14 protein-coding genes are annotated in these 12,838 nt (G+C 27.2%); 5 read left to right on the forward strand and 9 right to left on the reverse strand.

All coding sequences use genetic code 11. The features are described from left to right. The 4 genes from mutL to TICRE_RS00480 are packed head-to-tail and all read left to right on the forward strand — an operon-like array spanning position 1 to position 4,391. Positions 1–1,881, forward strand: coding sequence for a DNA mismatch repair endonuclease MutL (mutL, locus tag TICRE_RS00465; protein ID WP_075724066.1), 1,881 nt, complete (start codon positions 1–3; stop codon positions 1,879–1,881). A 13-nt stretch (positions 1,882–1,894) separates the two neighbouring features. Next, a complete protein-coding gene (gene miaA / locus TICRE_RS00470) occupies positions 1,895–2,833 on the forward strand; it encodes a tRNA (adenosine(37)-N6)-dimethylallyltransferase MiaA (RefSeq protein ID WP_075724067.1) in 939 nt (312 codons plus the stop codon). 20 nt (positions 2,834–2,853) lie between these two features. Further along, positions 2,854–3,075: an RNA chaperone Hfq gene (hfq, locus tag TICRE_RS00475; RefSeq protein WP_075724068.1), complete on the forward strand. Its 222-nt coding sequence runs from the start codon at positions 2,854–2,856 to the stop codon at positions 3,073–3,075. Positions 3,076–3,101: 26 nt separating this feature from the next. Continuing rightward, entirely contained in the window at positions 3,102–4,391 is a 1,290-nt protein-coding gene (locus tag TICRE_RS00480) for a methionine gamma-lyase family protein (protein WP_075724069.1), read from the forward strand. A gap of 56 nt (positions 4,392–4,447) precedes the next feature. On the opposite strand, the gene lexA is transcribed toward TICRE_RS00480, so the two are convergent. Next, positions 4,448–5,065 (reverse strand): transcriptional repressor LexA, encoded by a 618-nt coding sequence (gene lexA, locus TICRE_RS00485; protein WP_075724070.1) that lies wholly within the window; start codon positions 5,063–5,065, stop codon positions 4,448–4,450. A gap of 194 nt (positions 5,066–5,259) precedes the next feature. Here lexA and TICRE_RS00490 point away from each other — a divergent pair, with 194 nt between their 5' ends. Further along, complete coding sequence (locus TICRE_RS00490; RefSeq protein ID WP_075724071.1) at positions 5,260–5,565, forward strand: LysM peptidoglycan-binding domain-containing protein; 306 nt, start codon at positions 5,260–5,262, stop codon at positions 5,563–5,565. Between the two features lie 10 nt (positions 5,566–5,575). Here the strand turns inward: TICRE_RS00490 and TICRE_RS00495 are convergent, their stop codons facing one another. The 8 genes from TICRE_RS00495 to TICRE_RS00530 all read right to left on the reverse strand — a co-directional run. Next, positions 5,576–6,541 carry a tyrosine recombinase XerC gene (locus TICRE_RS00495; RefSeq protein WP_075724072.1) on the reverse strand — a complete coding sequence of 322 codons (966 nt, stop codon included), beginning with the start codon at positions 6,539–6,541 and terminating at the stop codon, positions 5,576–5,578. Between the two features lie 301 nt (positions 6,542–6,842). After that, entirely contained in the window at positions 6,843–8,036 is a 1,194-nt protein-coding gene (locus tag TICRE_RS00500; protein WP_075724073.1) for a pyridoxal phosphate-dependent aminotransferase, read from the reverse strand. A gap of 35 nt (positions 8,037–8,071) precedes the next feature. After that, positions 8,072–8,452: a PadR family transcriptional regulator gene (locus TICRE_RS00505; protein WP_075724074.1), complete on the reverse strand. Its 381-nt coding sequence runs from the start codon at positions 8,450–8,452 to the stop codon at positions 8,072–8,074. Then, positions 8,453–9,271, reverse strand: coding sequence for a PHP domain-containing protein (locus TICRE_RS00510; protein ID WP_075724075.1), 819 nt, complete (start codon positions 9,269–9,271; stop codon positions 8,453–8,455). 189 nt (positions 9,272–9,460) lie between these two features. Continuing rightward, complete coding sequence (gene rny, locus TICRE_RS00515) at positions 9,461–11,029, reverse strand: ribonuclease Y (protein ID WP_075724076.1); 1,569 nt, start codon at positions 11,027–11,029, stop codon at positions 9,461–9,463. Between the two features lie 112 nt (positions 11,030–11,141). Further along, complete coding sequence (locus TICRE_RS00520; protein ID WP_075724077.1) at positions 11,142–11,795, reverse strand: AAA family ATPase; 654 nt, start codon at positions 11,793–11,795, stop codon at positions 11,142–11,144. A 4-nt stretch (positions 11,796–11,799) separates the two neighbouring features. After that, on the reverse strand, positions 11,800–12,048 hold the full coding sequence (locus tag TICRE_RS00525) for a hypothetical protein (protein WP_075724078.1): 249 nt from the start codon (positions 12,046–12,048) through the stop codon (positions 11,800–11,802). Positions 12,049–12,061: 13 nt separating this feature from the next. After that, on the reverse strand, positions 12,062–12,838 hold a 777-nt coding region (locus tag TICRE_RS00530), incomplete at its 5' end, for a hypothetical protein (RefSeq protein ID WP_233120108.1).

The raw sequence follows: 12,838 nt of genomic DNA on the forward strand, positions 1-12,838 counted from the left end.
ATGAGTAAAATTAAAATATTAGATGAATCTACTATTCAACAAATCGCAGCCGGAGAAGTCATTGAAAGACCATCTTCAATAGTAAAAGAGCTTATAGAAAATTCTATAGATGCTGGTAGCGATAATATAATAATAGAAATTCAAGATGGTGGTAAGTCATATATAAGAGTTACAGACAATGGAGAAGGCATGAATAAAGAAGATATAGAATTAGCTTTTAAAAGGCATTCAACTTCAAAACTTCAAACGGTAGAAGATATATACAATGTATTATCCTTGGGATTTAGAGGAGAAGCTCTGGCTAGTATTTCTAGTGTTTCAGATGTAGAAGTATTAAGCAAGACAAAAAACTCAGATATAGGCATACAAGCTTTTGTTAAGAATGGACATGTAGTAGAAAGCAACTCTATAGGATGTCCTAAGGGAACTACTATAATAGTAAGAAATATCTTTTATAATCTTCCCGTTAGACAAAAATTTTTAAAGAGTTCTAATATTGAATCAAATCATATAAGCGAAATTATAAATAAATTAGCATTAGGTAATTCTAAAGTATCCTTTAAATTTATAAAAGATGGAAATATTATATTAAAAACTCCTCAAAATAACACTTTATTAAATACTATTTATAGTGTACTTGGAAAAGACTATCATAAAAATCTAATTCCTATTAACTATTTAGTAAATGATTTAAAAATAAGTGGATTTATATCAAACAATAATCTTTATAGAGCTAATAGAAATCATCAATATCTCTATATAAACGGAAGATATATTTCAAATTTAAATTTATCTAAAATTATAGAAAAACAATATAAATCATTAATTCCTTTAAATCGGTTACCAGTATTTATATTAAATATAGAATTAAGCCCAAATGAAGTTGATATAAATATTCACCCTACTAAACAAGAAGTTAAATTTGTTAATTCAGAGTATATATATAATAATATCACTAACATAATAAGAGAAAAGCTTATGCCTTCTGTAGTGGTGCCTGAAATGAAACCTTTTAACAATAAAGGTGAAGATAAAAATCCACTTCCCGAACTATTTGATTCACTAGATTATACTGATAAAATTGAAGATAAAAAAGATGAAAAAGATATAAATATAATTGTAAAGGATTTAGCATTAGATACCTATACTTTAGACAATTATACAGGAAAAAAAGAAGTGTTTTCTGTTGTTGATGAAAAAGAAAAACTTTCAAATTATAATAAGAAATACTTAAACATATCTTCAAATAAAAGTTTATATAAAGATGAAGTTGTAGTTGAACAAAAAATTGAAGATATTTTATTGGATATAAAACCAATAGGTAGGGTTTTTAATACTTATATATTAGCTGAAAGTAAAAATGAAAATAAACTTTTTTTTATAGATCAGCATGCTGCTCACGAAAGAATAATGTATGAAAAATACAGGAGAGAATATGAAAATGAAAAAATTATAACCCAAGGTCTTTTATATCCTGAAGTCCTCCAGCTTACAAATCAAGAACTAGATATGGTTAATGAAAATAAAGATTTATTTGAAAAATTAGGTTTTATTTTAGATGAATTTGGTGATAATAGTATAGCTCTTAGAGGGGTACCTATGATATTTGGAGAACCTAAAATTAAAGATTTATTTTTAGATATATTAGATGGTTTGTCTAAAAACATAAAAAATAATTATGAAACAAAAATAGAAAAGATAATGAAGATATCTTGTACTAATGCTATTAAAAGTGGAGATAAGATAGATAATTTAGAAATAATGACCCTATTTGAGGATTTGAAAAAATGTAACAATCCATATACATGCCCTCATGGAAGACCTACTCTTATAGAACTAAGTAAAAAGGATATAGAAAAACAGTTTCTACGAATTTTATAAAAGGATGAATAAGATGAAAGAAAAACTATGTGTTATAACTGGTCCTACTGGTATTGGTAAAACAAATTTATCTTTAGAATTAGCTAAAAGTTTAAATGGTGAAATAATATCTGCAGATTCAATGCAAATATATAAATATATGGATATTGGTACTGCTAAAATATCACCTTTAGAAATGGGTAATGTACCACATCATTTAGTAGACTTGATATATCCTAATGAAGATTTTACTGTCTCTGATTTTAAATCAAAGTGTAAAAAAATAATAACTGAAATAAACCAACGCAAAAAATTGCCGATAATAGTAGGGGGAACAGGACTTTATATTAATTCTTTAGTATATGATTTAAATTTTACGGAAGTAGCTTTTGATCCAATCATTAGAGATAAATATGAGAACTTAGCAAATGAAGAGGGTCTAAAGTACCTTCATAAATTATTAGAGGATGTAGATTTTGTAAGTTCAGAAAGAATCAGTGTGAATGATAAAAAAAGAATTATAAGAGCTTTAGAAATATATGATTTAACTGGGAAAACAATGTCTGATTACAACAAAGATTTTCGTAAAGAAAATAAAGATTATAATTTAGTTATTATAGGTTTAAATATGGATAGGCTCAAGCTATATGATAGAATAAATAAACGAGTAGATATTATGATAGAACAAGGACTTGTTGAAGAAGTAAAATTACTTTTAAATATTGGATACGATCCTAATTCTGTAGCACTACAAGGGATTGGATATAAAGAGATAATCCTGTATTTGGATGGAAGATTAACATTAGAAGAGTCAATAGATCTCATCAAACAAAAGAGTAGAAATTATGCTAAAAGACAGCTTACATGGTTTAGAAGGGACAGTAGGATTAAATGGATAAATGTAGATGAGTTTGAAGATTTTAACTTACTGAAGAATTTCACTCAAAACTATATATTAGAAAATATAAATTAATTTATTGGAGGTAAATAAAGATGAAACAATCAGTTAATTTACAAGATACATTTTTAAATATAGCTAGAAAAAACAATATAAAAATTACTATATTTCTTATGAATGGTTATCAAATAAAAGGTATGGTAAGAGGTTTTGATAATTATACTATTATTTTAAATAGCGAAGAAAAGCAACAGCTTATTTATAAACATGCTATTTCTACTATAATTCCTAATGATGAAATAACATTAGAAATTTAATTTTGACAAAAGAAAGGTGAATAAATGTGCAAGTACAAATTAAGAAATTTTTAAGCAATAGATTTGGTATTAAAAGTGAAATCGTAGAATACGTATTAGATAAAGAAAAACTTATAAAAGATAAATTCTCTTCTATAAATGAAATTAAAGAGTTTAATCAATATAAGGTGATAAGGGCTATGCAAGAGAGCAAACTTAGTTCTCCTGATTTTTATTGGACTACGGGGTATGGTTATGGGGATGTTGGAAGAGAAAAGGTAGAAGAAATATATGCCAACATATTTAACACCGAAGATGCTTTAGTAAGACCTACAATTTCATCAGGAACACATGCACTTACTCTTACGTTGTCAGGTATATTAAGACCAGGAGATAGTCTTTTATCTATTACAGGCACTCCTTATGACACTCTTCAAACAGTAATAGGTATAAGTGGCAATGAAAAAGGAAATTTACTAGAATTTGGAATTAATTATAAAGAAATAGACCTTATAGATAATAAGATAGATATAGACAAAGTAATAGAGACGATAGATGAAACGACTAAGATAATTATGATTCAACGCTCTACAGGATACAGTGACAGAAGAGCTTTAACTATTACAGAAATAGGAGAAGCCATATCTAAGATTAAATCTTTTAATAAAGATGTTATTATTATGGTAGATAATTGTTATGGTGAGTTTTTAGATACAAAAGAACCTACAGAAGTAGGTGCAGATATAATGGCTGGTTCTTTAATCAAAAATCCTGGAGGAGGATTAGCTTTATCGGGTGGTTATATAGTAGGTAAAAAAAATCTAATAGAACTTATAGCAAATAGAAGCACCGCTCCCGGGCTTGGTAAAGATGCCGGACTTACATTTGGAACTACTAGAACTACTCTTCAAGGTTTGTTTTTAGCACCTCATATAGTATCAGAGGCTGTTAAAGGGGCTCTTTTAGTTGGTGTTGTATATAAAAGTTTAGGATTTAGAATTGTACCAGATTTAGATGATAAAAGAAGTGATATAATACAAGCAGTAGAATTTTTAAATGGAGATAGAGTAGTAGCGTTTTGTAAAGGTATACAAGCAGCTTCTGCAGTAGATTCTTATATAAGCCCAGAGCCTTGGGATATGCCAGGATATGAAAATAAAGTTATAATGGCTGCAGGGGGATTTATAGAAGGTTCTTCTATTGAACTAAGCGCTGATGGGCCAATGAGAGAACCATATTTTGCTTATTATCAAGGGGGACTTACTTATGAACATTGTAAGTTGGGAGTATACATGTCCTTAAATAATTTATATAGTGATAATTTAATTAAATTATAAAAAACATAGACTACTTATAAGTAGTCTATGTTTTTATTTTAATAGTATTTTAAATCTTATATCCTTCTAAAGAGTCCTATGGCTTTACCCAAAACTTTAACATCTTTGGAATAGATAGGTTCCATGAATTGGTTTTCAGGTTGGAGTCTAATAGTATCTTTTTCTTTAAAAAAACGTTTTATTGTAGCTTCATCTTCTAATAAAGCAACTATAATATCTCCATTCTTAGCTGTTGACTGCTCCTGAATAAGTACCAAGTCTCCATCTAAGATTCCAGCATCTATCATGCTTTCACCATTTACTTTTAACATGAAAACATCACGTCCTTCTACTAATTCTAAAGGAACAGGATAAGTATCTTCAATATTTTCTACTGCAAGTATGGGGGCTCCAGCGGTTACTTTTCCTATGATGGGAATATCTACAGTTCTTTTTTTAGTTAATAAAAAATCATCATTTTTATCTAGTATTTCTATAGCTCTTGGTTTTGTTGGATCTTTCCTGATATAACCTTTGGATTCTAATTTTTCTAAATGACCATGAACTGTTGAAGTAGATTTTAATTCTACACCTTTACATATCTCCCTCACGGCAGGAGGGTAACCCTGACGTTGTATTTCACCTTTGATATAAAGCAGTATTTCTATTTGTTTTTGAGATAAATCTTCATACATCGAATACACCTCTTTCTATTGATTGTAATTATATACTTTTTAGAATACATATATTAATTTTAATTATAACACATATATATAAACAATTCAAACAAAGGTTCTTTTTTATTAAAAAGGCTTGACAAAGAACGCAGGTTTGTATATTATATTATATATAGAACTATTGTTCAGAACGATTGTGCGAGGTGAATAATGTGAAAAAGTATAAAATCGTAAATAAAACTAGATTTTATGTATTTATTATTTTTATTGTATATTTTATTTTTTCAACTTTATCTTTTTTTAAATCATTTGGTAGAGCAGAGTATATTCTATCTAATGTAAAATATAAAGAAGTTTATATATCTAAAGGAGATACAGTTTGGGATATTGCATTAGAATATAAGCCAGATAAATCAGATGTAAGAGATATGGTGGCAAAAATAAGAGATGTTAATAAAATGGAGAATTTATCCATAAAGCCAGGAGATGTTATAAAAGTTCCATTAAGAAAAAAATAGTCTATATAGACTATTTTTTTCTCTTTCCTAAAGGATTACTTTTAACTGCATCTCTTAATCTTTCATTATCAATATGAGTATATATTTGAGTTGTAGCTACTGATTCGTGCCCTAAAATCTCTTGTAAAGCTCTTATGTCTACATTGCCATACTTATACATCAAAGTAGCAGCTGTATGTCGTAATTTATGAGTGGAGTATACACTGGTATCTAATCCTATTTTTTCTAAATATTTATCTATCATATGCTGAATTGCTCTATTACTTAAACGATTTTTTTGTTTACTTATAAATAAAGCTTTTTTATCTTTGGGATTTTTGGGTCTTACTTTTAAATAATCATTTATAGCTTCTATACAAGCTTTATTCAAAAATATAGTTCTTTCTTTATTTCCTTTTCCTATAACTAATAGAGTGTCATCATTTCTAATTTTATCTATATCTATGCTAGAAAGTTCAGATAATCTTAGCCCACAGTTAAGAAACATCATAATTATAGCATAATCTCTTTTAGCATATTCCTCATTTTTATTAGCCAATGCTTCATCTAAAAGTTTATGAGATTGTTCCAAAGTTAGATATACTGGTAGTCTAGATTTGGTTTTAGGAGATTCTAGTTGAAGAGCTGGGTTCATATCTAATAAGTTTACTTTCGAATGTAAATAATTAAAGAATGATCTAAGGGAAGCAACTTTCCTTGATTTAGTAAGATTTCCATTATCACGTATTTTATCTATATAAGATATATAAGCATGTAAATCTTGTATATTAACTCTTTTTATAAAATCTATATCAATATCTTCAATAAAGATATCTTTTAATTCTATCTTATCGTCAACTAATTTATATCTTATTTTTAAAAACTTAAAAAATGTCCTTAAATCAAAAAAATATTCTTTTATTGTGTTAGGAGAGGTACCTTTAATTGTCTCCATATAATTTAAATAGTCCTCAAGAATAATTGGTATTTTTGTCATATTAATCACTCTCTTCTATGGTAGTATAATATTAGTCACAAAATATCAATTTTGTGACTAATATTATACTACCATAGAAGAGATATATATTCAATACTTTAAATAATCATATATACTTTATTAATTAAATATATATCTCCATAACTTACAATCATATATTTTTTTTACATATAAACTTATAAAATGGTCTCTAAAATCATCTGTATCAAGTTTTTATTGCTTAGTTCATAGATTTATATAGATACAATACAAACATATAGCTCCATGCAGTTTAAACGATCTAAACTACATGGAGCTATAATTATCCTTTTATAATATTTTCAATTCTGTTAATTCCCTCTTTTATATTATCTAGAGATGTAGCATAGGATAATCTAATATAGTTATCATTTCCAAATGCAATGCCAGGAACTACTGCAACTTTTGCTTTATCCAACAAGATATTACTGAAATCTAAAGAAGAATTAATAGTTTCACCTAATATGTTTTTATTAAGTAATTTAGAAAAGTTTACCATCACATAAAATGCTCCTTCTGGTTTTTTACAACTTAGCCCATCTATATTATTTATAGCATTAACCATATAATCTCTTCTTTCAATGAATTGTTTATTCATCTCTATAAGTTTTTCTTGATCTCCTATTAAAGCTTCTATACTTGCATATTGTGAGATAGAGCAAGGATTGGATGTGGAATGACTTTGAATGCCTGCCATTACTTTTATTATATCTTTATGAGCTGCTGCATATCCTATTCTCCATCCAGTCATAGCATAGGCTTTTGACATGCCATTTATAGTTATTGTCAAATTTCTAATATCTTGATTTATAGATGCAATAGATACATGTTCTATATTATCATAAGTTAATTTTTCATATATTTCATCAGATAGTATAAATATGTTGTTTTTGACAGCCCATTCTCCAATGTTTATTAATTCATCTTTAGTGTAGACACAGCCAGTGGGATTATTTGGACTGTTTAATATAATCATCTTTGTATTAGAAGTTTTAACCCTATTTAAATCATCAATTGTAAATTTAAATTTATTTTCTTCACTAGTTTCTATAAGAACGGGAATCGCCCCCGTAAGTTTAACAATTTCAGGATAACTTACCCAGTAAGGAACACCAATTATAACTTCATCTCCTGGATTAAGTATAGCCATCAAAGCGTTATAAATAGAGTGTTTTGCACCATTTGATACTATTATGTTTTCGGTATTATAATCTAGATTGTTATCCTCTTTTAGTTTATTACATATTGCTTTTTTCAATTCTACTACTCCAGAAGAAGCTGTATATCTAGTTAGATTTTCTTGTATAGCTTTTATACCCCTAGATTTAATGTTTTCCGGAGTATTAAAATCAGGTTCACCCACACTAAAGTTTATTACATCTATTCCTTTGTCTTTCATAGACTTTGCCTTAGAGGAAATATCCAATGTTAGCGATGGTTCTATATTAAGCCCTATATTTGATAATTGTAATTTCATAACTATAATACCTCCTATTATATATTGACTTTAATTTATTTTTCTCCATATATATCTTTCAATACATTCTTAATTATTGTAAGTGAATCATTAAATGAAGATTTATGTTTTAACACTATATTATTATAGTATTTTATACCAGAATCTGTGATTTTATATCTTCTTATAGACCTTTTAGTAGGCTCTTCCCACCAACCTTCAATATATGATGATGATTCAAGTTCTCTTAAAAGAGGATAAATCATGCCAGGACTTGGGCTCCATTTATAATCAACTCTTTTACTTATTTCATCTTTTAGTTCATTGCCATAATAATGTTTTTCGGTTAGTAGGTGTAGAATATAAAGTTTTACAAAAGTAGTTGTACCAATTGTAGTAGGGAATTGTCTTTGTCGCTCTCCTTTATATACATTCATTTATATCAACCTCTCAATTCGTGACATTTCATCTTTACCTATATAAAATTTGCCTAAAAGTAAATCATTATCTATTATTTCTCCATGGCAGTCAGATCCCGCAGTTATTAATAATTTCTCTTTTTTTGCTATATTTTTAAACATTTCAGTATCTATCTGTGAGTGTTTTGAATGTATACATTCAATTCCTTGGATACCATTTTTTATACAATAATTAATTATTATTTCTTTTTCTTTTAACAATCCTGGATGTGCTAATACTGCTATTCCATTAGTTGAGTTTATTAAATTTATAGATTCTTCTATAGTCAAAGTTTCCCTTGCAACATAAGCAATAGAATTTTTATTTAAATAACGTTCAAAAGCATCAGCAATAGAAGCAGCATAGTTTTTTTTAACTAGAACTCTAGCTATATGGACTCTACCTATAAAATCTTCTTTGCTTAAACTTTGAACTTCATTTTGGCTTATACCTATATTTAAATCCCTTAATTTATCTATAATTTCTTTTCCTCTTTCAACTCTATTTTTTCTCAACTGTTCTGTAACTTTTAATAATTCTTTAGAATTATAATCAATAAAATATCCTAGAATATGAACTTCTTCATCATTATATACACATCCTAATTCTATCCCAGGTATAACTTTAAAATTTTTATATTGTTTACTATATTCTATAGCTTCATCAAGACCTGAGACTGTATCATGATCTGTTATAGCTATTCCATTTAAATTCCTTTCAACAGCTATGTCTATCACTTTACTAGGTTTGAATTTCCCATCGGAATAATTAGTATGAACATGTAAATCAAATTTCATTTCTTCACCTTTTTCTTGAATTTTGATATAAAAGAAACCTGCCCCGGGGCAGGTTTCTTTTATATCACTTTATCTTCTAGGTTTATAATTAATTAATTTTACACTCTTATTTCATTCAATTATAATAGCACTTATTTTAAAATTCTCATTATTATCTACTATTAATAACTTTATATTTAAAATAGAATTTTACTTTGCATATTCAATTGATCTAGTTTCTCTAATAACATTTACTTTTATTTGTCCAGGGTAATCAAGTTCACTTTCTATTCTTTTTACAATTTCTCTTGCAGTATGAATAGTATTCGCTTCATTAACTTCTTCAGGTTTAACCATAATTCTTATTTCACGACCAGCTTGTATCGCAAAAGATTTTTCTACTCCGTCAATAGAATTAGCTATATCTTCTAGCTTTTCTAGTCTTCTAACATAATTCTCTAAAGATTCTCTTCTAGCCCCAGGTCTAGCTGCTGAAATAGCATCCGAAGCTTGGACTAAAATTGCTTCTACAGTAGTTGCTTCTAAATCGCCATGATGAGCTGCTATTGCATGAATAACTTCTTTGGACTCTCTATATTTCTTTGCTAAGTCCACTCCAATATCTACATGTGGCCCTTCTATTTCATGGTCTACTGCCTTACCAATATCATGTAAAAGTCCCGCTCTCCTTGCTATTTTAACATCAGCACCTAATTCAGCAGCCATAATGCCAGCTAAATGAGATACTTCAATAGAATGGTTTAAAACATTTTGTCCATAACTAGTTCTATATTTTAGTCTTCCTAATAATTTTATTATTTCTGGATGAAGACCATGAATACCAGTATCAAATGCTGCTTGCTCTCCAGCTTCTTTTATTATACTATCTACTTCTTTTTTAGCCTTATCTACCATTTCTTCAATTCTAGCAGGATGTATTCTTCCATCTACAATAAGCTTTTCTAAAGCTATTCTAGCTATTTCTCTTCTAATTGGATCAAATCCAGATAAAACTACAGCTTCTGGAGTATCGTCTATAATTAAATCAATTCCAGTTAATGTTTCAAGAGTTCTAATATTCCTACCCTCTCTACCGATTATTCTACCTTTCATTTCATCATTTGGTAAGGAAACTACGGTAACTGTTGTTTCAGCTACATGATCCGCCGCATATCTTTGTATTGCTCTAGATATAATTTCTTTAGACCTTTTTTCAGCTTCTTGTTTAGCTTCATTTTCAATTTCTTTAATCATTATTGCAGATTCATGCGATACTTCTTTTTTAACATCATCAAATAAGATTTCTTTTGCTTCATCAGTACTTAAACCAGAAATTCTTTCTAATTCCAAGACTTGCTCATCATAAATACTGGTAATAGAAGCTTCTTTTTCATCTAATTGCTTATTTCTTTTGGTAATTTGTTCTTCTTTTCTTTCGATGTTTTCAGACCTTTTATCCAAACTTTCTTCTTTATTTAGGACTCTTTTTTCAAGTTTTTGGATTTCATTTCGTCTTTCTCTTGTCTCTCTTTCTGACTCCATTCTAAGTTTATGAATTTCATCTTTAGCTTCTAATAATAATTCTTTTTTATGAGCTTCTCCATCTTTTTCAGCATCTTCTAAAATTCTTTTAGAAAGTTCTTCTGCTACACCTATTTTTCCTTCACCAATATTTTTCCTTACAAAATACCCGATTACTAGTCCAATTATTATTCCGCCAATTCCAAATAAAGCTTCAATAATTAACACCTCCTGTTGTATTAAATTTTCAAGTTCCATACTACATTCTCAATTTTTGATTTTAAAATAATTTAGCATAGAAAATTATAAATTTCATGTATAGTTATACAACTTTATTTTATTACTTATAACATTATATGTCAAGCAATAATTACTCTTCTATTTGTTTTACAATACTTACGGTATCTATCAAATTAACTTTATAACTCCTATCGCTTAAAGAAGCTAAGTAGTTATCGTGAGTTATCATTATTATTTGCCTATTAAACATTTCTGAAGTTTGTTTTAAAAATTCCCCCACATTATTTATAAACTCTTGACTAACATGTTTAGCTGGTTCATCTAATATTAATGGACCTTGTATACTGGGCTTGTGTATTTGTAAAAATGCGATTCGAAGCGCCAATGAAATAATATCCACTACCCCACCACCTCTAGATAATTCTGGCTTTGTCTTTATTTGTAAATGTTCTGTTTCATCTACTACATAAAATTCTGCATTTGCTTTATTTCTTAAATCTTCCAACTCTATAGTAAATTTTACATTTGATTCAAATATAAATTGAAGGCATTTTGTTACTAGATTTTCAATTTGCGATTTAGCTTGATTTCTAGCAAATTCAGATGTTTTTTGAAATAAGATTACTACTTTTTCTAACAGTTCAATTTGTGAATTTATATAACTATAATCTTTTAAATAAAGATTAAGTTGTTCATCAAGTTTTTCTCTTTTTCCTAACTCTCTAGAAGTATAGGTTTTAAGTTTTTCTATTTGTCTATCTAATTCATTAATATCTTTTATCATAATATCACTTCTTTTCTAAAATATCTTTAGGCAACAGCTCATTAGACTTTTGGAATAATTCATCTATTTCATTAGTTAATTTTTCTATCTCAAGATCTAAATCTTCTGGGTTTACATCTAATTCTTTAAGCTCATTTATTAAATCTTCTTCTTGTTTTTTTAATTGTTCAAGCCTTGCCTCCGCTTTATACTTTAATGTTTTAGCTTTTTCTAAATTTTCTTTTAGAATACTTAATTCTTTTTCATATTCCATATAAATATACCTCCTAACTATAATGTTCAATAATATGTTCTATTTTATTTTCATTTATATCACTTAGACAAAATGGACATATCTCACTTTTCATAAGTAAAGCTTCATAAGTTTTTAGATTATCATTTATACTTTTCTTAGCATCAATAAAACTTTTTTGCTGATTTTCAATTTCTAGTTTGTAATTATGAAAACTTGTAGCTAGCTCTACTATCAAATGTTTCCTATCTATCTTATTATCTAACTCTTTCAATAATATATCAATCTCCTCTAAACCTTTTAAATCTTTTATATAAGATTCACCTGTATTTAATCTTATACTAACTGAATCTACCTTTTTTTTAATACTATTTAAACTTTTAAGCTTATTAATTTTAATTTCAACGATATCAGTTTTATTTTTAATTAAATCTATATCTTTTAAGTTATCATTTATTAAATGTAGCTTTTGTAGTTCTATTTTAGAATAATTCATCTGTAGCTTAAATTTCTGTAAATTTCCTAGTTTGCTTTTTAAATTATCTATTTTTAGTACTATGCTTTCTATAATATTTATATTGGACAAATAATTTATTAATTTTTCATTATAATTTATTTGTTTTTTATTTTCATGCAAAACATTATTTATATTTTTATATAAAATCAATTTTTTACTTTTATTTTTTAAGTCATAAATATTTTTTTCTAACATATCTAACCCATTTAGTTTAAGTAAAATATTGTTTACATATTTATTCTCTTGGTTAATATTTTTATAATTTTCTACAATTTTATTAAGTTTATCTTTAAG

Source organism: Tissierella creatinophila DSM 6911, from assembly GCF_001940565.1.
Taxonomy (GTDB): domain Bacteria; phylum Bacillota; class Clostridia; order Tissierellales; family Tissierellaceae; genus Tissierella_A; species Tissierella_A creatinophila.